The organism is Parabacteroides sp. B2-S-102 (assembly GCF_023656665.1).
Lineage (GTDB): Bacteria > Bacteroidota > Bacteroidia > Bacteroidales > Tannerellaceae > Parabacteroides > Parabacteroides distasonis.
This window is the reverse complement of the sequence record NZ_JAMOKM010000007.1, coordinates 175,737-200,747: the sequence shown is the minus strand read 5'-3', so window position 1 is coordinate 200,747 and position 25,011 is coordinate 175,737. Positions and strand designations below refer to the sequence as shown.

The following is a 25,011-nucleotide window of genomic DNA, read 5'->3' as shown; positions in this document are numbered from 1 at the left end:
CGTATGGCAATCCCTAAAATCATACATCAAGTCTGGGAGGGGCGTACAGAACCATGTATGCCCACCCGCTTACAAATCTTGGCAAGAACTTGGCGAGAGCAGAATCCAGATTGGGAATATCACCTTTGGAACGGAGAGGAAATGGATGAGTTGGTAGAAAAACATTTTCCGGAGTATCTTTCCATGTATAGAAGTTTTCCATACAATGTACAACGTTGGGACACGATTCGCTATATGATATTATATGTATATGGGGGAGTCTATACGGATTTGGATACGGAATGTTTTAAGCCTATCGAGCCATTATTAGAAGACGTGATGATAGGATTTGGCGAAGAGCCCCCGGAGCATAATTTCAACTCAAGTATGTCCACCCTAATAGGAAATGCATTTATGGTTTCTGAGCCAAGATGCGGAGGATGGATAGACATTTTAAAAGAAATTACTGATGCAATGTTACGGGACTATCCAGCACAAAAGGTGATGCATACAACAGGCCCATTGATGATATCACGGATATTTAATACCTTGAAGAAAAGATACAAGGTTACTCTTTTCCCTTATTCAAAAGTAACGCCTGTGACGAAAGATGACATGGGTTCATATATCTATCAGGGAGAGACCGCCTCATTCCATGAAAAAATAAAGGAAGCATATTGTTCTCATTATTTTTTTGGTAGCTGGGGTACGAATTTTTCATTTTACAATTAATGAACGATATGAAAGAGTTATTCATTCAATACAAAGGCATACTAAAAGACCTACTCCGTTACGGGGTACTGAAAACAGAGGCTCTAGAGCATACCGGATTGTATAACGGTAAGCTAGGCATGACTATCCTATTTTATGAATACAGTCGTTATAGTGGAGATGCTTTATATGAACAATTCGCGGACGAGATATTAGAATCTATAATGGAGCTTCCGGATGATTTATCTCTTGATTTGTCAGATGGATTATGTGGCATTGGATGGGGAATCACCTATCTATTAAGAGAACGTTTTATTACCGGTGAGATCAAAGATGTATTATCGGATATAGATATAAAGATACAAGAAACAGAAATTTTGAATGACGATACACTAAAAGATTATCATACATATTTAATGTTTAGAAAAGAGTACATAGGAGAAGATGCACAAAGAGATTTGCCATATAGTCCTTATAAAGAGAGCTATATACAGAAAAAAATTTGGGAAACTTGTTTTTCTCAAAATCAATTAGAAATGAATCAATAATTTAATTACCATGAGCTCTAAGCAACAGGACTATACCGAATACACTGTCGATTTATCACAATTGACAAAAGAACGCCCTTTAGGGGTAACGGGTATATTGCGCTGCCAAAACAGCGCGGATTTCCTAGACGCTTGCATAGAGTCCTGTATTGAAGGATTAGATGAGCTGATTGCGGTATATCACAATTGTACAGATGAGACAGCTAATATACTTAAAAGAAAACAGAGCAAATACCCCTACAAGATCAAAATCTTTGAATACCAACCCTATATCTATCCTATAGATTTAACGGATGAACAATTCCAAGAGACCATGAATCTGCCGAAGGATTCAATTCATCTCCTTTCCGGATACACGAATTATGCGATTTCAAAAGTAACATATCGCTATGCGATCAAGATAGATTCAGATCAGCTATTTTTTTCCGAATCATTCAAAAAATATTGTGATGCCTACCGCACCGAGCAAAAAGTCCGGATCAACCCTTTGGAACAAATTGCTTATAAGCTATATACATCTTACCTGCATAATTTTAAAAAGGACAAAAGTCCAAAAAGAAAATGGCAAGACTGGTTAGCGATAAAGATGGTTCCTTTCTATTTTTCCTATTTGAAAAAAAGAATCAAGCAAGATAAAATATTGGTATCCCTCTCTGGTATCAATGTGTTACAAAAAAACGGAGAATGGCTTACTTTTTTAGGAGACGAAAAGATAGACACAACCTACCGGGACATTCTATGCCCATTCAACGGAGTGCGAGATCTTTTCTTTTTCGAGGTCTCTGAAGAAATGACCTACCAAGCTTGTTATTTGCCAAAAGCTCCCGGCTACAATCAAGTTCTGGAAGTAATGTTTCACAATAAAAAGCTATTTGATGGTGGTCTGATATGGTTTCATTTACGTCCATGTCTTCAAAAGCACACTGAAACTTATCAATATTGGTATGAAAAAGCGGAGGATCGGTTCATTCCTGTAGAGAAATTCAAGAAATGTAATTATTCAAAGCTGAAAAGAAGGAAAAATTTATTCATACGTTCACGCTTTGAATCCATGTTTTCTTATTTCTATTCTGCGCAACGTCATTCAATTCCTTGGCGCACATTGGAAAATTGGAGACAAGAGGAGTCTCAAGAAAAGATGAGTTCGCTGGATTTGGGAAAATACAAAATCGAGTTTGATACAATCATACAAGAATATATAAGAACAGCTATTCAAGAATATGAGGTCCGGGATACCCTAAGACTCATGCTTGGCAACCATTCCATAAAAAACGCATTGTTCGTATATATACTGTCTTTCATTTCGAAAGAACAAATGGATTATATACGTTCCCGTATCGCCGGAAAATCTATCGAGGAGTCTATTCACAACATCTCTAATTTCTTGAATCATTTTGAATGGATAGAAAAGAAAAGGAATACCACAAATAACTTTAATATAGATAATCATCTTTGGACAAAGCTTTTATCTCCATATAAAAGATGTTGCTTGGTTTACCTAGTGGACAAGGAAGAATTGGCTCATATATCGACTTTTTTACAAAAAGAAGAGATTCCAATTCTATTATTATCTGAATATGAGATTCCAGATGATACAGAACTACCGGAAACAGTTACAGCTGTACAAGTTGAATTTTCCGAACAAAAGGTATTTGAGAATGATAGCATTGAACAAAATTTTCCTAGACTGTTCTTATACGCAAATACGTTTGAGACGATTTTACGAATCTTAAACCCAAGTAAGGTTGTTTGTTTGACATCAAGCAAAACTTATCAAAAAGAATTATTGCTAGGCTTTGCAAAAGATTTAAATACTAAAATTGAGTGTTGGTAAGATGAATACAGAAAAAGACATATTATTACGAAGAATAGCGAATCATCTGATTTTGCATTCAATCGACATAGAGGATATTGGTTTATTCCATGGAAAGATGGGAGTTGTGCTATTCTTTGCGCACTACGCAAGATATACAGACTCAGCTATATATGATGACTTTGCAGGGGAACTGCTCGAAGAAATCTGCGAGAATATTCCAGAGACATTGCCTATAAATCTGGAGACTGGATTATGTGGAATCGGCTGGGGAATCGAATATCTAATTCAAAATGGGTTCATGGAAGGGGATTCCAATGAAATCCTTACAGAAATCGATAAAAAAGTCATGGAGCGGGATTTACGAAGAATAAAAGATCTTAGTTTGGAGACAGGACTAATGGGAATATCTAGTTATATAAATATACGAATTAACAACGCAGATATAACAGCAATTCATACAAATTTCGATGATCTATTTTTATTAGAATGGAATCTTATTTGTAATAATAAGATAATATTGGATAAAAAACAAGCTATATTGCAAATTATAGGATCATTTCCCAAAAATGAGGATATCCATTCATGGGAATTTGGTCTACATCAAGGAAGTTCAGGATATGGACTTAGATGGATATTAGAAGAAACACCAGTCTATTCTGGCTAATTTCATATTTATAAACAATTTAAATTTATCGTTATGAAACAAGTACGTAAATTGAAACTTTCTCAACTCAGCAAAAATGAGTTAGAAAAAAAAGAGCTAAAAAAACTCAAAGGCGGTGGATGCTGCATTTGCGGAGGTGGAGGCGGCTCAGCTAATGCTAGCGCAAATCATTCAGGAGATCTTTATTCTCCGGGTGGTGGATATGGATGGGGTTACTAACCTTTTCTGAAGTAAGATAAGATTTTTCTGTTATAAGATGTATCTTATAGCGGATATCTGTCACTTTAAAGAACTTCTTATTTCTTTAATAAGAAATAAGAAGTTCTTACTTCCACTAAGATAGATATTGAATGTCAATTAACTATTATACCAATTTCAATATGTGCGAAATGCTAGTGATATCAAAAGCTAATTAAATAATAAATTATGATACAACCAGTTATATCAAAATCCGGATATACATATATTTATAGTTCATATATAAATAGCATATTATTGTCTCCCTCTGAAAATGAATATGTTGATATAGATATGGACAAGAATGCATATGAATATTATAAACAAAAAGATTTCTTCTTGAGAGAGAATAATTTTTTCGAGAAAAAAATCCCCAATATGGAGATTGAATATGATACCTCTTGTATAGAATCAGAGTTAGCAAACCTAAATCAATTACTTATTGAGGTAACGGATGAATGTAATTTATCTTGCAAATACTGTAGTTATGGAGACTTATATTCAAATCAAGATGAACGCAATAGAGGCAAACAAGAATTTAATAATGTTAAAATTCTAATTGACTATTTAATATCACTATGGAAATCATATCGTAATATATCATTCAATAATACCATAAACATAGGATTTTTTGGAGGAGAACCTTTAGTCAATATGATATTAATTGAAAAAATAATTAACTACTTAAATGCAGTGAAGATAAAGGGGATAACATTTGTATATAATTTAACGACAAATGCGATATTATTGCCTAAATATATGAATTATCTTGTCGAGAATGATGTGCATTTATTGATAAGCATTGATGGATCCAAACAGAATAATATATATCGGGTAAAAAAGGAAGGGAAAGAGTCTTTCGATATTGTATTTGCTAATATCAAAAAATTAAAAGATAATCATCCTAATTATTTTGATTCCAATGTAAATTTCAACTCTGTATTGCACGATAAAAACTCTGTTGATCAAATTTATAGCTACATAAAGACTAACTTTGACAAAACACCTTATATATCTGAATTGAATAGAAATGGAATTGCTGAAGACAAGAAAGAAGAATTTAATAGAATGTTTCATTCTAAAGAAGACAGCATAAAGCAAGCGGTAAACTGTGGAAGTAGCTATTTGAAGGAGATTGCAGATGATTCCCATATTGTGCAATTAGATATTTTCATGCAATCGTATTTTGGCAATACTTACAAAACCATCCCAGACCTATTTTTCCAAGATAAAGATATCAAATATTTTCCAACAAGCACCTGTGTACCTTTTTCTAAAAAGATATTTTTGACAGTACAAGGGAAAATATTACCTTGCGAGAAGGTTGGACAACAGTATCCGCTAGGCTATGTGAGAGATGGTAAAATAAATTTGGATAGCAAGGAAGTTAAACAACTGTATTTGAAACTTTATACTCCTATAGTTGATAAATGCAAAAAATGCTTGTTGTGGAAAAATTGTGAGATCTGCGTGTTTTATTTACCCAAAGATGAGGAAGGTCAAACCGTATGTCCTTATTATCTTGGAAATGAAGATGTCAATCGATATTTTTCCACCTACATATACGCTTTAGAAAAGCATCCTGATTTATTAGATAGAATAGAAAACGAAATATTAATAGATTGAACATGGAAAATTATACTCATTGGTTCTATTTAGAATCTTACACATTTCTTTTTTACAGTAAAAATCAATATGTAATATACAATACATTAAATTCAACTTATATTGATTGTTCCCTATATGGAAAGACAATAAATACAGTCTTATCAATTCTTCATAATACAAATAAAACCTATTGTGTAGGTATTTATGAGTATCAATTAAGAGATTCGCAATTTACAGAATTCATAAAAAAGATAAGGAATACATTTTCAGGTGATATAATCAAAAACATTAGAGGTATTCCACCTTTTATCTCTAAGCCTATTTTACGGATTCTTCATCATCCTAATAATCCAAAGACAAAAGAATACAATTTACTGGGAGAAAATGCACTATTTCATCTCCATGAAGTGACCTTTTATTTAGAAAATCAAGGTTTTGATTTAAATCCAATGTATAAAGATTGCTATAAGCAATTCTTATATCCCACATATACAGAAAAACAAAAATTATCACATGCAAAATATCTAGAGATAATAGAACAATTATCTATTTGTCAAATAGATAAAATAAATATCATACCAGCTACAATAGAAAAAAAAGAGCTTTTTTCCTATCTGTTATCACTCTCCCGCCAGTACAGTATTAAAACACAGATAATATTACCATATAAAAAATACAACAAAGAAGATTTGAAACAATTGTTAATAAATCCGCAATTTTCAATAATGATAATGGTTCATTTACCTGTAGATTATGAAGAGTTAAATAGTTATATAAACTTATTTAATGAATATAATATCACTTGGAGTCTAATCGCTTCTAATAAGAATGACGTTATTTTTTTATCTAAAAACAACCTCGGGAAATTCACAAATGTTGATTATATACCTTGGTATACAGGAGATAACATGGATTTCTTCAAAGAATATATTTATAATGATTTTAAAGATATTATAGAACAAAAAAACACAAAACAGCATATTTTCAGAAAACAAATACTGAATGATAATCTTTTTGGCAAATTAACCATTTTCCCTACAGGAGAAGTGTATTCTAACGTAAACTTTCCTACGATTGGAAATATTCAAGATCAAAAATTGTCTGAAATTGTTTATTCTGAAATAGAAAACTATTTTAAACCTTGGTTCTTTACAAGAGATTATGTTTCATGCAAAAACTGCGTAAACAAGTATCTATGTCCTTCTATATCTAATTATGAAATAGTAGCCAATGAATATAATATGTGTTATTTAAATCAATAAGGTCATGAATAGAATCATATATTACGTATCGATCACGTTACTAACGGTTGTTTCCTCATGCGGAAATAAAGAGACAAATGTATCCAGAAAGTTGACCTTGGATAATTGCCCAGTCATAGCACAGGTTATTAATCTGCAAGGAGATCCGGTGACTAGTTTAGACTTTTCTTCCGTAAAGGATACATTCAATTTATCGCTAAGCTCCTTGCTTTCTTCCTTTCAAGTTATTCGCCTAGAAAACTCGGAAGACGCATTGACCGCCGCAGGGCAAGATACCCATATAGCCGTGAGTGACCATTATATTTTAGTGAAATCTTTTAGGGCAGGCTCTTCATGTAAGCTCTATAACCGTAATGGGGATTTCATCAGAAAGATCTCCTCCCAAGGACAAGGGCCGGATGAATATAACCTATTTATTTATGATCAGTATTTAGATGAAAGTAATAATAAAATCTATCTAATGGAGATTCGTGCCTCTAAGATATTAGTGTTTGACTTCGACGGGCAGCCACAAAAACACATTCCTCTGGCCTATATAACCCATAAAGGCCGGTTCGTCATCAATGCCGAGAAAAAAACAGTAACCGTCATGTGCATACCTTTTCAGGGAACTCCCACCGCATTGATCTGGACGCAGGATTTCGAAGGCAATATCATCCAAGAATATCCGGTCTCCGACCAATTCATGTTGATCCCAAGCACTTACGATTATGAGGTACGAGAATCTTTGAATACCACCGCTTCCGACTTCTATCTTCATAATTGTATAGCCTCGCAAGACACACTTTATCATTATGACATAGACTCAAATACGCTACACCCTGCTTTTACGATGCATACGGGTCATGAGCCGATCTGCCATTATTTCACGGAGCTGCCCAATCACTTTCTAGTCACTTGGTATACGCAAACCTCTTGGAATAATGAGTTACCCCGTTTCCCGAAAATCCTAGTAGACAAACAAAGCCTTAAAGGTTGTTTCGTGAATTTGAAATGGAATATGCTAGGGAATATAGATGGGCCTACCAATCCGTCCTTCAATCGAGGTTATTTCACTGCGATCATGGAACCTTACGCATTAAAAGAGCAATTGGAAAAGGTTCTGACTTCCACTCAAAAATTATTCCCAGAAGTATTGAGTAAAGTGAAGAAGTTGAATAATCAAATTACTGATGATGACAATTGTATCGTTTTTATAGGGAAGTTGAAAACAAAATAAAATAGGACAAGCATATGATACAGATTATTCTTGTTAATGAAGAATCCAGAGCATCCCAATATGGAATTGGCACATATATAAAGCAACTTTGTTTAATTCTTTCACAGAAGCAAGGGATTCATCTTAGCGTGATATGTTGTCGTTCAACAAAAAATGATTTTTATATAGAACGCAAAGGAGATATAGATTATTATCATATACCTGATACGATACAAAATAATGATCCAGAAATTAGAATAAAAACTTATTATAAGAATATATGGTATCTAATATTTCCTTACTTTAGCTCGCATAGTAAAGAGAATATCATATTACATATCAATTATTATCAGCACATTCATCTGTTAAATACATTTCGTGCTTTTTTTTCTAAAGGACGATGTTGCTTTACTATTCATTATATGGATTGGTGCTTTAAAATAAAAGGAAATTATTCTTATTTAAAAAGTATTCTTTACAAAGAATTAGACAGTATCAAAAATCCTTTTGAAAAAAATATCAAAGAAATATGCGAAAAAGAAAAAAATGTATTTGAACAAGTTGATAAGATTATTTGCTTGTCAAATAGTACACAAAATCTATTGAGTAAAATATATGATTTACCTATAAACAAATTTTGTATTTTATATAATGGTCTTAAAGATGAATCTATATTATTGAATAGCGATAAACGATTGAATCTTAAAAAGAATTTTCTTTTTAGTAAAGAAGAAAAAATTATTCTTTTTGTTGGTCGTTTAGATGAAATAAAAGGGCTGGGAGAATTAATTTTTACTTTCAAAAAACTACTGCAAATTGACCCTTATTGCCATTTAGTTATTGTAGGAGATGGGTTTTATTCTTACTATTTAAATTCTTGCAATCCAACATGGAATAAGATTACATTTACTGGAAAACTAAATAAAGAAGACTTATACAAATTATACCAAATCGCAGATATTGGTGTATTACCATCATTCCATGAACAATGTAGTTATGTGGCAATTGAAATGATGATGTATGGGATACCTCTTGTTGCAAGTACATCTACAGGTTTATCAGAAATGATAGAGGATGGAGTTTCAGGATATCATATACCAATCATTGAATATGAGAATCACACAGATTTAAATACCTATGAATTACAATCTAAACTTTTAATATTATTAAAAGATTCTTCTATGCGAAAAGAAATGGCTAAAAATTCTCGTCTACGCTATGAGAGATATTATACGTCTGAAATATTTAGTTCTTGTATGCAAGAATTTTATAATAGATTTGTTTTGTGATTTTAGAGTTCCCTATATATCGTCAACTAGACGCAAAGGACTGTGGTCCTAGCTGCCTCCGTATGATCGCCAAGTTCTATGGTCGTGTGTACTCGATCCAGAACTTACGGGAGAAAGCCTTCATCACACGGGAAGGGGTCTCTATGCTCGGTATCAGCGAGGCGGCGGAGGCGATCGGGTTCCGAACACAGGGCGTGCGGATCACGGTGGAGGAATTGGAAAAGGAATGTCCCCTACCCTGCATACTGCACTGGAACCAATGGCATTTCGTGGTTTGCTACAAGATAAGGAAAGGGAAGTTCTACATAGCGGACCCGGCGGCGGGACTTATCACCTATACTAAGGAGGAATTCAAGCGGTGCTGGGTCAGTACCAAGGTGGACGGGCAGGATACCGGGACGGCGCTCTTGCTGGAACCGGGGCCGGAGTTCTACGGGATGGAGGACGAGGGGAGAGACAGGAAACGTAACCTCGGATTCTTTTTCCGATATATATCGCCCTACAGGCGTGAGATGGCACAGCTCGTGCTGGGCATGCTGACCGCCAGCATACTGCAACTCATCCTGCCTTTCCTCACGCAGAGCCTGGTGGATACCGGAATACGGGACAACAACCTAAGTTTCATAACCTTGATCCTTATATCGCAATTGGTGATCTTTATCGCCAAGCTATCCGTGGACTTCATACGGAGCTGGATATTGCTGCACGTAAACACGAGGATCAATATCGCCTTGATCTCCGATTTCCTCGCCAAGCTGATGCGCCTGCCCCTGCATTTCTTCGATACCAAGATGGTGGGCGATATCATGCAGCGCATCGGAGACCATGACCGCATCGAGGCTTTCATGACCGGGACATCCATCAATACGCTCTTCTCTTTCGTTAACTTCATCGTGTTCGGGTTCGTGCTGGCCTATTACGACTGGACGATACTGGGACTCTTCTTGGTAGGTAACGGGTTATACGTGGCGTGGGTACTCGCCTTCATGAGATGGAGGAGGGAGCTGGACATCAAACGTTTCAACCAGGCCGCCGGGGAGCAGAGCAACCTCTTCCAGCTCATCACCGGAATGCAGGAGATCAAGCTGAATAATTGCGAGACCAAGATGCGATGGAAATGGGAACGGATACAGGTAAAACTTTTCAAGATAGGGATCAAGGGGTTGGCGCTACAACAATATCAGCAACTCGGGGCGGTCTTTTTCAACCAGACCACCAACATACTCATCTCCTTCATCGCAGCACGGGCCGTCGTGCAAGGGGATATGACGCTGGGTATGATGATGTCGGTGACCTACATCGTGGGGCAGCTCTCCTCACCGATCGAGCAATTGATCGATTTCTCACGATCCTTGCAGGACGCGAAGATCAGTTTGGAGCGGCTCGGCGAGATACACGGGAAGGAGGACGAGGAACAGACAGGCGGGATAAGGCTGAATGTTCTCCCCGATGACAGGACGCTACGGCTGGAAAACCTCAGCTTCAGCTATGACGGCGCGGACCGGGATTACGTGCTGGAGGATATAAACCTGACGATACCCCATAACAGGGTGACCGCCATCGTGGGGGCCAGCGGAAGCGGAAAAACGACTATAGTAAAACTCCTGCTCGGTTTTTATAACCCCAACAAGGGGGATGTGAGGATCGGCGATACCTCCCTAAAGAACCTGAACCCGCACGTATGGCGTAGCAAGACGGGTTCGGTTATGCAGGATGGTTTTATCTTCTCGGATACGATAGCTAACAATATAGCCCCCGGCGAAGAGATGGTGGACAAGGAACGCCTGCTCCATGCCGTGAGGGTGGCGAATATCCGGGATTTCATCGATTCTCTCCCGCTGGGATATAATACGAAGATCGGCATGGAGGGGAACGGAGTGAGCCAAGGGCAGAGACAGCGTATCCTGATCGCCCGGGCGGTGTACAAGAATCCCGACTTCATCTTCCTGGACGAGGCCACGAACGCCTTGGACGCCAACAACGAGCGGGAGATCATGGAGCAGTTGCACGCCTTCTACAAAGGACGGACGGTGGTGGTCGTGGCGCATCGGCTAAGCACGGTACGTGACGCGGACAAGATCGTGGTGCTGGACAAGGGACGCATCGTGGAGGAAGGGACGCATCAGGAACTCACGGCCTTGCGGGGAACTTATTATAAGTTGGTGAAAAACCAGCTGGAATTGGGAAGCTAAGAGGGTAACACACCCCCTACCCCCTCTCAGAGAGGGGAAAAGATAGTATTAGAGATGGAAAATGAAAGGAAAGATATAGAGCTGCGTAGCGAGGAGGTACAGGAGGTGATGGGGCAAATCCCGGCCTGGATCGTACGGTGGGGGATAACGCTGTTGTTCCTCGTGGTAGTGGCGTTGCTGGTGGGGAGCTGTTTCTTCAAATATCCTGACGTGATCACGGCTGACATGACATTGACGGGGCAACATCCCGCCACGGCGGTGGTGACACGGGCGGCGGGAAAGATACAGGAGCTGCTCGTGAGGGATAATCGTCCGGTAAAGGAGGGGGATTGGTTGGCGGTCATAGAGAACCACGCCAGCATGGAGGATGCTATATACCTAGAGAAGGCGTTGGAACGATCCGGGATGGACGTGGATAGCCTAGACAAGGCATTATTGCGATATAAGGAACTGTCACTGGGTGATATGCAAGCGGCTTACTCGGGACTACTGTCGGCGCTCCATGCCTGCGTCAATTACAGGGAGATCGATTATTATCCGCAAAAAATGGCCTCCATCCGCAAACAGATAGCGTTGTATAAGGCTTACTATAACGAGACCGAACGGCAGCGGAAGACCCTCTCGGAGCAATTCGCCTTGACAAGGCGGCAATACGCCCGGGATTCATTATTGTATAGCCGGTCCGTGATTTCCTCCTACGAGCATGAGACCGCACGGGCTTCCCTGCTGCAAAGCCGTTATTCGCTGGAAGGGGCGTCAGCCTCGGCCGAGAATCTCCGGATACAGATCGGGGAGCAAGAGCAATCCTTGCTGGATCTGACGCTGGAGCGGAGCGAGAAAGAATTTACGCTACGGCAGGAATTACAGACCGCCCGGGAACAATTGCTGAACAGCATGAACGAGTGGAGGTTGCGTTATTGCCTCATCGCCCCGGTAGGGGGTGTCGTGACTTTCACCAAGTACTGGAATGAGAACCAATATATCCCATCCGGAGAGGTGGCTTTCACCGTCGTGCCGCAAGGCGAGGGCCGGCTGGTGGGGAAGGTGCGCATACCGATAGCACGCTCGGGAAAAGTCCGGAGAGGCCAGCGGGCGATCGTCCGTTTCTCCAATTTCCCGGATCAGGAGTTTGGAGTGGTAAACGGCGTGGTATCGAATATCTCATTGGTCCCCACCGACGAGTACTATACGGCGGATATCGATTTTCCAGAGGGGCTGAGAACCAATTACGGTATCGACCTGCCCGTCTCGCCCGAGACGCAAGCCTCCGCAGAGATCGTAACGGAAGAATTACGCCTGATCGAACGATTCTTCCTGCCGATAAAACGGATCGTGAAGGAAGGATTTTAAAGTCGCTAGGGTCCATCATGCACCTTGTTTAGAACTATTATAGTTTAATAGCTGTACTGTTAAAACTAAAAACTTATATTTGCATGTTGATAAATAAGAGGGCGGGTGATTGTCCTGCCCTTACAGTGCAATGATTTAGATTATGTTAAAGCAACAGTTACAACAAAAGTTACAGCAAAAGCTATCCCCTCAGCAGATACAGTTGATACGGCTTCTGGAGCTTCCCGCGATCGAGTTGGAAGAACGTGTGAAGCATGAGCTGGAAGATAACCCAGCCTTGGAGGAAGGAAAAGAGCCTGTTGATGATTTTGAACGAACTGAAAGCGAGGAGGGGGGAGAAGAGATCCCTTCTGTTGATACTGAGACCGACCTTTCTTTGGGAGATTATTTAACGGAAGACGATATACCTGATTATAAGCTACGGGAAATGACCGAGCGTGCGGAACGGAAAGAGGATGTCCCCTTCTCCGTAAGCCAATCCTTGAATGAGTTTCTGTTACAGCAGCTCGGGTTAAGGGATTTACCGGATAAGCAAATGAAAATAGCGGAGTATATCATTGGAAATATCGATGATGACGGTTATTTGAGACGGGACCTTTCGGCGATAGCAGACGATTTGATCTTCCAAGCCGGACAAGAGGTAGATGAGAAGGAGATCGAGTCTATCTTGAATATCATCCAAGATTTTGAGCCTGCCGGGGTAGGTGCCCGTGACTTGAAAGAATGTCTGTTGATCCAGCTGGATAAGAAGGAGAATACTCCGGTTACAAATTTGGCGATTCGTGTTTTGACCGAATATTTCGAGGAGTTCACCCGCAAACATTACGATAAGATCTTACGAGGTCTCGATATCGATGAGGAAACGTTAAAGAAGGTCATTCACGAGATTACTATGTTAAATCCGAAACCCGGAAGTAGTTGGGGTGGTTCTATGGAAGTGGCGATGAGCCAGATCATCCCGGATTTCGTGGTGGAAGCGCATAATGGAGAGCTTATCTTGAGCATGAATAACCGGGGGGTACCGGATATGCGTATCAACCGGGAGTATGCCGAGATGTTTCAGGATTATACGGCGAATAAGGCGAACCAAACCGCTGAGAGGCGGGATGCCGTACAGTTCGTGAAACAAAAGTTGGATTCCGCCCAGTGGTTCATCGACGCTATCAAGCAACGTAATGAGACCTTGCAGCGTACCATGGAGGCGATTATCTATTTACAACGGGACTTTTTCTTGACAGGCGATGAGGCTACCCTCCATCCCATGATCTTGAAAGACGTAGCGGAGCGTGCGGGATATGATATCTCCACTATTTCCCGGGTAAGTAACAGTAAATATGTGCAAACGAATTTCGGTATTTATCCGTTGAAATACTTTTTCTCCGAGTCTATGCAGACCGATACCGGCGAGGAGATCTCGACCCGTGAGGTGAAAAAGATCATGAAAGAGCATGTAGATGCCGAAGATAAACGAAAACCGTTGACCGATGAGGAGTTGGCTACGATCCTGAAAGAAAAAGGATATGTCATCGCCCGGCGTACGGTAGCGAAATACAGGGAGCAACTGGGGATTCCGGTAGCTCGTCTGAGAAAAGAAATATAAAAGCGTATGAAGCTATTCTCGAATATAATATCCTTCGTGTTCCATCCGTTGCTTATGGTGACCTATGGGATCGTGTTGGCGTTGATGTTTACATTCCTCGCCATTTACCCGTTACCTGTGAAGCTGCTGATTGCCGGAGGCACCTTTATTTCGACAGCGATAGTTCCCGGACTTTTCATTTTCTTATTGGTGAAAAATGGCGCGGCCGGCGATATAGAGCTTTCCGACCGGAAGGAACGAGTGGTTCCTTATCTGATTTTTATCACTTCCATCTTGGTCTGTATCTTTTTCCTGTATAAGATGCTGATGCCGTTTTGGTTGTTGGCGATGCTGATCGGGGCTTGCGTAGCCTTGGTAATCGCCTTATGCGTCAATTTCGCTTGGAAGATTAGCGCGCATGCTATTGGTATCGGCGGGTTACTGGGCGCTATTATGGGAGTGGCGCGTATCCATATGATAAATCCCTACTGGGCTTTTATAGTCGTGTTGATCGTGGCCGGTTTATTAGGTACCTCGCGCATCTTTTTAAAAAGACATACACCAATGCAGGTATATGCGGGGTTTTGTCTGGGATTTATATGTACCTTTGTAGCCTCATTAATGAGTTATATCTATTTATTCATCTAATAAAAACACTAAAATTATGAATTTTCCTGCAGATTTAAAGTACACAAAAGACCATGAGTGGATTCGTGTAGAAGGTGACGTAGCTTATGTTGGTATTACTGATTACGCTCAAGGCGAGCTAGGTGAGATCGTTTATGTAGACATTACGACAGAGGGGGAGACCGTCGCTAAAGAAGAGGTGTTCGGTACGATTGAAGCTGTTAAGACTGTTTCCGATCTTTTCATGCCGGTTAGCGGAGAGGTTTTGGAAGTAAACGCTGAATTGGAAGACACTCCTGAATTGGTTAATGAAGACGCTTATGGTAAAGGTTGGTTAATCAAGATTTCTCTTACGGACGCTTCTGAGTTGGAGGAACTATTATCCGCTGAAGACTATCAAAAATTAATCGCTAAATAAGAATGACACCTGTTGTAAGTATTATCATGGGTAGTACCTCGGATCTACCCGTTATGGAGAAGGCGGCTAAGTTCTTGGATGAGATGGAGATCCCGTTCGAGATGCATGCTCTATCCGCACACCGTACTCCCGCTGAGGTGGAGGCTTTCGCCAAAGGAGCTAAAGGACGTGGAATCAAGGTTATCATCGCCGCTGCCGGAATGGCCGCTCATCTTTGCGGTGTGATCGCTTCCATGACGACGGTTCCCGTGATCGGCGTGCCTATTAACTCTACGCTGGACGGTATGGATGCCTTGTTGGCTATCGTACAGATGCCTCCGGGAATCCCTGTGGCTACTGTCGGCATCAATGGCGCTTTGAACGCTGGTATCCTTGCGGTGCAGATGCTTGCCGTCGGCGACGAGCAACTTCAGGAGAAGCTATCCGCTTATAAGGAGGATTTGAAGAAGAAAATCGTGAAGGCTAACGAGGAGTTGGCTAAGGTTTCTTTTAAATACAAAACTAATTAATTGAAAGTTGAAAGTTGAGAATTGAAAATTAAGGAGAAAGTCTCTCTTTAGGTTTTCAGTTCTCAACACTCATTCTCAATTTTCAATTCTCAATTTTCAATGAACAATGGCTTACTTTAATTACAACCGCCGTAAATCATCCGTTGCCCAAATCGGTGACACACCCATGGGAGGTGAGAATCCTATCCGTATTCAATCCATGGCTAATGTATCAACGATGGATACGGAGGCGGCGGTAGCTCAAGCGATCCGTATGATCGAGGCGGGAGCTGAGTATGTGCGTTTTACGGCACAGGGGGAACGGGAAGCCCGAAACTTGGGCGAGATTCGTAAACAATTGAATGAGCAAGGGTATACGACTCCTTTGGTCGCTGATATCCATTTTAATCCTAGAGCGGCTGATGCCGCCGCCGGTGAGGTGGAAAAGGTACGTATCAATCCGGGAAACTATGTAGATAAGGTAAAGACATTCAGCCATCTTGAATATACGGATGAGGAATATGCCGCCGAGATCGAGAAGATCCGCGAGCGGTTCGTCCCTTTCTTGAATATTTGTAAGGCACATGGCACCGCTATTCGTATCGGTGTGAATCATGGCTCGCTCTCCGATCGTATCATGAGCCGTTATGGTGATACGCCCGAGGGGATGGTAGCGAGTTGTATGGAGTTTCTTCGCATTTGCCGGGAGGAGAATTTCCCGGATGTGGTTATTTCGATTAAGGCTTCCAATACCGTTGTCATGGTAAGGACCGTGCGGTTGTTGGTTCGTACGATGGAGGCCGAGAATATGCATTACCCCTTGCACCTTGGGGTAACGGAGGCGGGTGACGGTGAGGACGGGCGTATCAAGAGCGCTGTTGGAATCGGTACGCTTCTATGTGACGGTATCGGTGATACGATCCGGGTTTCCTTGAGTGAGGACCCCGAGGCGGAAATGCCGGTAGCGCGTAAATTGGTGGATTATATTAGGGAACGGGAAAATCATCGTCCTATCGAGGCTTCGATGGCTCCCGGTTTCGATACGGTGGCGACAAGCCGTCGTATAAGCCGTGTGGTGGAAGGTATCGGAGGTACTTTCTCGCCAGTCGTGATCTCCGATCGTAGTAGCGGGGATTTTGAGTTTGATTATTTGTCCTTGCCGGACTATATATATATAGGAAAGGAAGATCCGGATAATTTGCCGGATAATTTCCGTTTATTGGTAGACGCTCATTTTTGGAAAGAGCGTCCGAATGCTTTTCCTTGCTTCATCGCCTCGGAGGCGGAGGAGTTAAAGGATTACGATTGTCCGCTTAAGTTTATCCGTCTGACGTATATGGATCTTACGGATCGTATGTTGGAGATCTTGAAAGCGGATAAGACCGTGGTGGTCTTATTAAGTACACATCATCGGAATGGGGTTGGCTCGCAACGTGCGGCTATGCATAAATTGCTGATGGCGGGTTGTGACGTGCCGGTTGTCTTGCATCGTGATTTCCGGGAGACGGATGTGGAGTTGTTGCAACTGAAATCCGCCGCCGATTTCGGAACGCTTTTGCTGGATGGTTTCGGGGATGGCTTGATGCTGCACAATGAGGGATGCGAGGCGGTTGTCTCGGATCGCTGTATGTTCGGGATCTTGCAGGCTACAAGAACCCGTATCAGTAAGACGGAATATATCTCTTGTCCGAGTTGCGGACGTACCTTGTACGACCTGCAAACAACGATCGCCCGTATCAAGGAGGCTACTTCCCATTTAAAAGGCTTGAAGATCGGTATCATGGGCTGTATCGTGAATGGTCCCGGCGAGATGGCCGATGCCGACTATGGTTATGTGGGTGCCGGACGTGGACAAATCAGCCTGTATAAAGGTAAGGAATGTGTCCTCAAGAATATCCCCGAGGAAGACGCTGTAGAACGTTTAGTTCAGTTAATAAAAGAGAACGGGGATTGGGTTAATTGATTGACTATTGACAATTTGTTTATCTTTGCAAGTATGAAAGTAAGAATTATCAATAAATCGCATCACCCGCTGCCGGGTTATGCGACTCCTTTATCTGCCGGGATGGATATCCGGGCGAATTTGTCGGAATCGGTTGTGTTGAAACCGTTGGAACGTAAATTAATCCCGACCGGACTTTATATCTCGCTGCCGGAAGGCTATGAGGCCCAGATGCGTCCGCGTAGCGGGCTGGCTTTAAAGCATGGGATAACCCTGCTGAATACGCCGGGTACGATCGACGCCGATTATCGGGGGGAGATCGGTATCATTCTCGTGAATCTATCTTCCGAGCCTTTTACGGTGAATGATGGTGAGCGTATCTGCCAAATGGTTATAGCCGCTCATAGCCATGTGGATTGGGAACCCGTGGAGACGTTGGATGATACGGAGCGGGGAGCCGGGGGATTCGGTCATACCGGAAAAGAATAAGAATAATAAGGTTAACAAGAATAATAGGATGTTTAAGCAACTGATATATCTCATCTCTTTCCTCTCGTTGGTCGCTGTGCTCCCGGCTGGTGCTACAGAAACGGAGAAGGATCAACGTAAGTTCGATTACTTCTTTTATGAGGGCTTGAACTTGAAGAACGCCGGGAAATTCGACGCCGCTTATGATGCCTTCAACCATTGCTTGGAGATTGACTCTACGGCGGCTCCGGTCTTGTATGAGCTTTCTTCTTTTTATGTACAGTTGAACCGTCCGGAGAAAGCGGTCGAGATGTTGAAAAGAGCCGTGGCCAACAGCAAGGATAATTTCACGTATAAAATGGCATTGGCGTCTATCACCCGGAATCTGGGCATGTATGGCGAAGCCGCCGAGGAGTACGAGGAATTGGTTCGTGATTATCCGGAGAAGGAGGAGCTGAATTATTATCTGGCCGATGCCTTGACGCAAGCCGGCGAGATCGGGAAGGCGATCGAGGCTTATGATGCGTTGGAGTCGGTTATGGGTATGAACGAGGCGATCTCCATGCAGAAATACAAACTGTACGTCCAGTTGGAGAAACCGGAAGAGGCTTTCAAGGAGATCGAGAAGCTAGCGGCTAAATATCCTATGGAGGCCCGTTACCAGATCGTATTGGGCGATCTTCATTTGGAAAACGGGGAGATGGACAAGGCTTTGGCTTGCTATCAAAAAGCGAATGAGATTGATCCGACCGACCCTTATTATATCGTCTCTATGGCCAATTACTACGAGGCGAAAGGGGATAAGGAGGCCGCCGAGCAACAAATCCGCAGCGCTTTGGTAAACGAGAAGCTGGACGTGGAGACGAAAGTGAACATCCTTTCCCGGTATATCTTGAAACTGCAACAAACGAAGCAAGGAACTGAGAATGCGAACCATTTATTCCAAACTCTTTTGGAGCAACATCCGGAGGATATCGACTTAAAACTGATGTATGGCGGTCTCTTGATGGCCCAAGGAAAGACAGAGGAGGCGAAATTCCAGTTCCAGTTGGTAACAGAGATGGAACCGGGTAACGCCGGGGCTTGGCAGCAATTGCTGAATCTGGCTTTGAAAGGGGAGGATATCCCGGAGGTCATCCGTATCTGTACGGCTTGTATGGAGCTTTTCCCCGAGTCGCCGGAATATTACTTCTATCTGGGTATCGCTTACTACCAACAACAGAAATATCAAGAAGCCTTGAATACCTATTATGCGGGCTTGAATATCATTCCGAAGGAGAACCTGCCGCTGAAATCGGATTTCTACGGTCAGATCGGTGATATTTATTACCAGATGGGGCAATTGGATCAAGCGTATAAAGCGTACGATGAGGCGTTGAAGTATAATGACAAGAACGTGGTCGTACTGAACAACTACAGTTACTTCCTTTCTTTGGAGAAGAAAGACTTGAAAAAGGCGGAACGTATGAGCGCCCAATGTATCAAGCTGGAACCGGACAACGCCACGTATCTGGATACCTACGCTTGGATCTTCTTCGTACAAGGAAACTATACCTTGGCGAAAATCTATATCGAGAGCGCTTTGGAGAAAGATAAGACAAAGAGCGCCGAACTCGTGGATCATTATGGGGACATCCTTTTCATGAACGGTGATAAGGAAAAAGCGGTGGAGCAATGGAAAAAGGCGAAAGAGATGGGGAAGGATTCCGAGATCTTGAACCGTAAGATCGCCGAGCAACAATATATAGAAGACGAGAACGCGAAATGAAAAGAGACTATTTCTTGACCTTCCTGTTATGTGGAGGTCTTTTACTTTCGATGTTGACAGGCTGTAAATCGTCCAAGAAAGTCGGGACGGTGGAATCCGCTAGCGTGAAGGCTCATAATGAGTTCTTCCAGTCGGTGGAGGATCAATCCTTCCAGTTCCGTACCTTGACGGCCCGGTTGAACGTGGATCTGGATATCCCTGGTAAGCAAATGAGCTCTCGGGTGGATATGAAGATGGTCAAGGATAGTGCTTTCCAACTGTCGGTACAACCTTTTCTCGGGATCGAGATCTTCCGTATCGAGTTGAGCCGGGATACGATCAAGGTGGTAGACCGCATGAATAAACGCTATATGATCGAGAATTATTCCAATTTGCAAGGGCAGACTCCGATCGAGTTCAACTTCTACAATTTGCAGGCTCTTTTCACGAATCATCTGTTTATCCCGGGGGAGCAGGGCGTTTCCCGTAAGCATTATAATCGTTTTAAGCTGAATCAAGAAGGCCCGGTAGCCGAGATCAAGACCAAGGATGCCATGGGGCTTTTCTATACCTTTAAGGCGGATGGCGAGGAGAAACTTCTCTCTACCTATGTAGCGGATCCTTCCGATCGTTATGCCTTGCAATGGCTGTACGAGGATTTTCGCTTGGTGGATCGGCAGCCGTTCCCGATGTTGATGGATGTGCAGGTGTTGAAGAACGGGAATCCCGAGGGTGGGGTGAAGATCCATTACTCCCGTATCCAACTGGACGAGCCGCTCAAGTTGGATTTTTCGGTTCCTTCTAAATATAAGCGTATTACCTTTGCGCAAGTATTGAAAACGATTACGAATCTGAATCAATAATCTATCATGAGGCACGTCTGGATCGTTCTATTGGCATTGTCTTTATCTACCGTGGTTTACGGTCAGAAATCCGCCGCTGTCCGTCAGTTGGAGCAGCAGCGCAAGGAGGCGTTGGCCGATATCGAGGAGACGAATAAATTATTGCAAGAGACGGCCCAGACTGCTAAAACTTCCCTGAACCGTTTGAATCTACTCTCCAAACAAATTCTTTCCCGTAAGAAAGTCATCAGTTTATTGAATCAAGAGCTGGATGAGATCGAGAAAGATATCTTGAATATCCAAGGCCAGTTGCGCACCTTAAAACGGGAACTGGGCGATAAGCAGACGAATTACGGTAAATCGATGCGAGGGCTTTATAAACGCCATAGCTCGCAAGATAAATTGTTGTTTATCCTATCCGCCGAGAGTTTCTCTCAATCCATGCGGCGTATGCGGTATTTGCGGGAATATGCGGATTGGCAGAAGCGGCAAGCGAATGACATCGTTGAAAAGCAGGCCGAGATCAGCCGTAAGCAAGCTGAGATGGAGAAGACCCGTGCCGAGAAACGTGCCCTTTTAGGAACTCGTCAAGAAGAGAGTAAGAAGCTAGAAAGTGAGGAAGCTTCTCAGAAAGAGGAAGTCCAGCTATTGAATAAGAGACAAAAGGATTTGAAGGCGGATCTCCAAAAGAAGCGTCGTCAAGCCGAGGCTTTAAACCGACAGATAGAGAAGCAGATCGCCGAGGAGATCGCCCGTGCCGAGGCCGAGGCGAAAGCCGCCCGTGAACGTGCGGAACGTGAGCGTCGTGCTCGTGAACAAGCTGCCGCTAAGGGTAAACCCGTACCGGAAAGTAAAAAAGAGCCGATCCGTGAGGAACGTGTGGCGGATACGAAAGGGGGCTATGCGATGACAAAGGCGGAGAAGCAATTGTCCGATAACTTCGCCAATAACCGGGGACGTTTGCCGTATCCGGTGGCCGGAAGACATACGATCGTCGCTACATTCGGCGAGCAACAGCATCAGGAGTTGAAATATGTTCGTACCAGTAATAGTGGTATCGATATCCAGACCTCACCCGGGGCGGATGCCCGTGCGGTATTCAATGGGGAGGTGACGCGTGTGTTCGTGGTGCCGGGGTATAATAATTCCGTAATCGTTCGTCATGGTAACTACTTGACGGTTTATAGCAATTTGAGTCAGGTATATGTAAAAGCGGGCGACCGGGTCTCTACCCGTCAAGCGATCGGAAGGATCTATTCGGATCCGGAGGACGGTAATTCCACGATCCTCCATTTCCAATTGTGGAAGGAAAAGACGAAGCTGAATCCGCAGCCTTGGTTGGAATAAAAGCGGTTGTGATATGTTAAAACTATGATGGGCATTATAAGGCTGTTACGATGCCTGTTGTAAAGATGCTAGAATGCCCATTGTAACAACCTTATAATGCCTATTGTAATTTTCTCGTTTAACGCTCGTTCAATACGTTGTATAACCCATTCAGGTCATCGGCACCTACCAAGTCTACGCCTTCTTTGATGAAGAAGCGTTTGAACTGCTCGGTATCCGGGGCGCCCCACCAACGGAATAGTTTTCCCTCATCGTGGACTTTCCGGATGATCTCACGCATCTTCTGTAGTTGGTCGGCGGGCATCTCACCTTCGCCTTTCCATGTGAAGAAATCGGAGTAATTATCGCTTATGACCGGAGCGAGGGAAGCAGGGATGCCCTGTCCCAGATCCTTTATTTGTCCGTCGAGGAAGGTGAAGCGGCTGTTCTCTTTCGGCAGGCTGTTCTTCGGACGGTCGCCGGAAAGGAAGAAGAGGACGGCACCTTCTTTATATTCGCCGTTATCGACGGAACAGAAATATTCCTTGTAAGGTTCCATCTGTTTCTTTAATAGCTTGTACATCTCTTCGCCTTGTGCCTTGCAATCCACCATCAGGTAGAAAGGACGATCGCTACCGGGATAGACCTTACCTCCATTCGCTTGTATGCGGGCCACGAGCGGCTTGAGGTATAGGTTCTCGAAGGTAATTGCCGGATTGGGTTCCGGGCGGTCATGGGAAACGTATAGCTCGTCATCGATCAGCCACAGATCGGCCTCCACGCAGTTGAAGCGGAAGGACAAGGCGTCCAGCAGAGGTCTCTCCCGCCAGTAATCATTGTGCGAGAAGGCGTTGTAATGAATTGCGGAGGAGGCTTTCTGAATCGTCTGCTCCGTGGTTGTCTCCGCCACTTGAACTGTGTCCGATCCCTTCGGGGAGGAGCAAGCCGTACAGAGGGCGAGGGAGGTGATAAATAAGGATAGAATCTGTTTCATATACTAATTGTTTTTTGAGTCTAGTTGTAGAGACGGGGCGTGCCCCGTCTCTACAACTGGATGTTTGATGGATTTACTGTTTTATACGGTTTGCGTGCCGGGTTTTACGTTAGCCGTCTTCTGTTTGTCGCCCCAAAGGACGGTTAGTTCCAAGGGGACGTCGCTGGTAATTTCTACCTGCGGCTCTTGGGTAGCGGAAGAACGGGACTTGACTTTGATCGCTACCAGACCGTCGAGGCCGAAAGGATAACGGTCGATACCATAAGCCTCCGTCAAGTTCACGTCTACGGTCAATTTCTTCTCGTACACATTGGAGCGGATGCCGAAGATTTGCTCGATCAAGCCGGAGATCGGTGCCAGTCCGCCCCAGCCCACGAAATTCGGGCGAGCCATGAAGCCCGGCTCCTCATGTTCCGGAGCGTAGTATTCCCAGAACGTACCGGTATTCTTATACACCTTTAGGACGTTATCGTAATGGTTGCGTGCGATCTCGTAAGCCAATTTACGATAGCCTTGTTGCAATAGGCCGGTAATCACCATATAGTTCGCTCCCGGCCATACGCCACCCTGCCAGTAGCGGCCGTTATCCTTGTATTTAGGATGGTTGGCGGCAAGGGAAGGGACGCGGTGCAGGCGGTTGAATGTCTCCTTGTTATCCAGCTCGGCCACGAAAGCATCCATGCGTTCCTTGGACAGGACATCGGTCAATAAGGCCCAGTACGCGTAGATTCCCTTGGTGGAGGAAAGGCTTCCGTCGGCGTATTGATCGAAAAGGAAATGCTCCTTCTCGTCCCATAGGTTCTCGTTGATATACTTCTTTAGCATCTTCTGCTCGTCCTCGAACTCCTCGATCTCCTGCCAACGCTCCAGATAGAAACCCATCTCAAGCAGATGCCCGGCGGTGAAGTATTGTTGCAAGCAAACGTCCAGCCAGATCATATGGCCGTGGCTGTATATCGGATTGTATTTCGGTTCCACCCGGGGCATGTTGTCCATGCCGGTACCCCAACCGCAGGTCCAATACGTACCGTTACGCCACGTATGGTTTAGCTTCAACCATTTATAATAAGCGCAAAGGGCGGGGAATATCTTGTGTAGGCGGTCTATATCGCCGAACTGCTTATAATAGACGATCTCGCTCCAAGGGAGGATGTTCGGTCCGGTACTGGTCGGGTCGTAACGCTCGAAACAATCCGCTCCGTCCGCCTTGATCTCCCGGCAGATGAAACCGTCCGGATGTTGTTTGGCGTAGAAATTATCTAACGTACGCTGGAAAGGGAAGAAACGGGTACCGAAACGGGCGAACATCATCATGAAGGCGGAGTCCCACATGAAGATATTGCCGTTGTAGGCGACATCGAGGTAACTGCATACGAAACCGGAATCCGGTTCCGGGGCCTTGATGTTGCCGATGCCGATTTGCCAAGCCTTCCAGTACATCTCGATTTCCTTCTCGTGTCCGCTCCAAGTCGGGTCCGGGAGGATTTGCTTGGCCTCCTCGAAGGTTCCGGGCGTGATGGTCTCCGGTTTCGCTGTCCGGAACTCGTTCTCGGTCACGAAGGGTTCCTTCAGGTAGGTGTTCTTGTAAGGAAGATTGTACTTGGGTCGTTTCTCTTCCATTTTCTCTTGCGCTAAAAGGTTCCCGGCGGGAACGGAGGCCGCGCCTGCCGCAAGAAGGGATTGCTTTAAGAAGTTTCGTCTTGTTGTCATTCTTTATGATATTTAT

The 25,011-nt window shown here is 43.3% G+C and carries 22 protein-coding genes; 20 read left to right on the top strand and 2 right to left on the bottom strand.

Going from position 1 to position 25,011, the window contains the following annotated elements:
* Window positions 1-3: 3 nt before the first annotated feature.
* The 20 genes from NBH07_RS11565 to NBH07_RS11470 all read left to right on the top strand — a co-directional run bounded on the left by NBH07_RS11565 (window position 4) and on the right by NBH07_RS11470 (window position 22,312).
* Entirely contained in the window at window positions 4-711 is a 708-nt protein-coding gene (locus NBH07_RS11565; protein ID WP_005860074.1) for a glycosyltransferase family 32 protein, read from the top strand.
* A gap of 8 nt (window positions 712-719) precedes the next feature.
* Complete coding sequence (locus NBH07_RS11560; protein WP_227211346.1) at window positions 720-1,238, top strand: glycoside hydrolase family protein; 519 nt, start codon at window positions 720-722, stop codon at window positions 1,236-1,238.
* A gap of 10 nt (window positions 1,239-1,248) precedes the next feature.
* Window positions 1,249-3,072, top strand: coding sequence for a glycosyltransferase family protein (locus NBH07_RS11555; RefSeq protein WP_005860070.1), 1,824 nt, complete (start codon window positions 1,249-1,251; stop codon window positions 3,070-3,072).
* A gap of 1 nt (window position 3,073) precedes the next feature.
* The gene (locus tag NBH07_RS11550; RefSeq protein ID WP_005860068.1) at window positions 3,074-3,718 is read left to right on the top strand and encodes a lanthionine synthetase LanC family protein; all 645 of its coding nucleotides are present in this window, start codon (window positions 3,074-3,076) and stop codon (window positions 3,716-3,718) included.
* 33 nt (window positions 3,719-3,751) lie between these two features.
* Complete coding sequence (locus NBH07_RS11545; RefSeq protein WP_005860066.1) at window positions 3,752-3,937, top strand: TIGR04149 family rSAM-modified RiPP; 186 nt, start codon at window positions 3,752-3,754, stop codon at window positions 3,935-3,937.
* Between the two features lie 207 nt (window positions 3,938-4,144).
* Window positions 4,145-5,581: a radical SAM peptide maturase gene (locus NBH07_RS11540; RefSeq protein WP_009016696.1), complete on the top strand. Its 1,437-nt coding sequence runs from the start codon at window positions 4,145-4,147 to the stop codon at window positions 5,579-5,581.
* A gap of 2 nt (window positions 5,582-5,583) precedes the next feature.
* A complete protein-coding gene (locus tag NBH07_RS11535) occupies window positions 5,584-6,825 on the top strand; it encodes a TIGR04150 pseudo-rSAM protein (RefSeq protein ID WP_005860062.1) in 1,242 nt (413 codons plus the stop codon).
* Between the two features lie 4 nt (window positions 6,826-6,829).
* On the top strand, window positions 6,830-8,044 hold the full coding sequence (locus NBH07_RS11530) for a DUF4934 domain-containing protein (protein WP_005860060.1): 1,215 nt from the start codon (window positions 6,830-6,832) through the stop codon (window positions 8,042-8,044).
* 14 nt (window positions 8,045-8,058) lie between these two features.
* A complete protein-coding gene (locus tag NBH07_RS11525; protein WP_005860058.1) occupies window positions 8,059-9,312 on the top strand; it encodes a TIGR04157 family glycosyltransferase in 1,254 nt (417 codons plus the stop codon).
* The gene (locus NBH07_RS11520) at window positions 9,309-11,504 is read left to right on the top strand and encodes a peptidase domain-containing ABC transporter (protein WP_057319826.1); all 2,196 of its coding nucleotides are present in this window, start codon (window positions 9,309-9,311) and stop codon (window positions 11,502-11,504) included. Before NBH07_RS11525 ends, NBH07_RS11520 begins: the two co-directional genes overlap by 4 nt.
* 54 nt (window positions 11,505-11,558) lie before the next feature.
* Window positions 11,559-12,854, top strand: coding sequence for an HlyD family secretion protein (locus NBH07_RS11515; RefSeq protein WP_005860049.1), 1,296 nt, complete (start codon window positions 11,559-11,561; stop codon window positions 12,852-12,854).
* A 142-nt stretch (window positions 12,855-12,996) separates the two neighbouring features.
* A complete protein-coding gene (gene rpoN, locus NBH07_RS11510; RefSeq protein WP_005860047.1) occupies window positions 12,997-14,454 on the top strand; it encodes an RNA polymerase factor sigma-54 in 1,458 nt (485 codons plus the stop codon).
* Between the two features lie 6 nt (window positions 14,455-14,460).
* Window positions 14,461-15,081: a phosphatase PAP2 family protein gene (locus NBH07_RS11505; RefSeq protein ID WP_005860045.1), complete on the top strand. Its 621-nt coding sequence runs from the start codon at window positions 14,461-14,463 to the stop codon at window positions 15,079-15,081.
* Between the two features lie 16 nt (window positions 15,082-15,097).
* Entirely contained in the window at window positions 15,098-15,478 is a 381-nt protein-coding gene (gene gcvH / locus NBH07_RS11500; RefSeq protein WP_005860043.1) for a glycine cleavage system protein GcvH, read from the top strand.
* Between the two features lie 2 nt (window positions 15,479-15,480).
* Window positions 15,481-15,987: a 5-(carboxyamino)imidazole ribonucleotide mutase gene (gene purE, locus NBH07_RS11495; protein WP_005860041.1), complete on the top strand. Its 507-nt coding sequence runs from the start codon at window positions 15,481-15,483 to the stop codon at window positions 15,985-15,987.
* Between the two features lie 106 nt (window positions 15,988-16,093).
* Window positions 16,094-17,929 (top strand): 4-hydroxy-3-methylbut-2-en-1-yl diphosphate synthase, encoded by a 1,836-nt coding sequence (locus NBH07_RS11490; RefSeq protein WP_005860039.1) that lies wholly within the window; start codon window positions 16,094-16,096, stop codon window positions 17,927-17,929.
* Between the two features lie 33 nt (window positions 17,930-17,962).
* A complete protein-coding gene (dut, locus tag NBH07_RS11485; protein WP_005860037.1) occupies window positions 17,963-18,397 on the top strand; it encodes a dUTP diphosphatase in 435 nt (144 codons plus the stop codon).
* 28 nt (window positions 18,398-18,425) lie between these two features.
* Window positions 18,426-20,144: a tetratricopeptide repeat protein gene (locus NBH07_RS11480; RefSeq protein ID WP_005860034.1), complete on the top strand. Its 1,719-nt coding sequence runs from the start codon at window positions 18,426-18,428 to the stop codon at window positions 20,142-20,144.
* Window positions 20,141-20,986 carry a lipoprotein insertase outer membrane protein LolB1 gene (lolB1, locus tag NBH07_RS11475; protein WP_005860032.1) on the top strand — a complete coding sequence of 282 codons (846 nt, stop codon included), beginning with the start codon at window positions 20,141-20,143 and terminating at the stop codon, window positions 20,984-20,986. The genes NBH07_RS11480 and lolB1 overlap by 4 nt, the downstream gene beginning before the upstream one ends.
* A gap of 6 nt (window positions 20,987-20,992) precedes the next feature.
* Window positions 20,993-22,312: a murein hydrolase activator EnvC family protein gene (locus NBH07_RS11470; protein ID WP_008773044.1), complete on the top strand. Its 1,320-nt coding sequence runs from the start codon at window positions 20,993-20,995 to the stop codon at window positions 22,310-22,312.
* Window positions 22,313-22,430: 118 nt separating this feature from the next.
* On the opposite strand, the gene NBH07_RS11465 is transcribed toward NBH07_RS11470, so the two are convergent.
* Window positions 22,431-23,285, bottom strand: coding sequence for a phosphatidylinositol-specific phospholipase C/glycerophosphodiester phosphodiesterase family protein (locus NBH07_RS11465; RefSeq protein ID WP_005860028.1), 855 nt, complete (start codon window positions 23,283-23,285; stop codon window positions 22,431-22,433).
* A gap of 81 nt (window positions 23,286-23,366) precedes the next feature.
* Complete coding sequence (locus NBH07_RS11460) at window positions 23,367-24,995, bottom strand: MGH1-like glycoside hydrolase domain-containing protein (protein WP_005860027.1); 1,629 nt, start codon at window positions 24,993-24,995, stop codon at window positions 23,367-23,369.
* Window positions 24,996-25,011 lie beyond the last annotated feature (16 nt).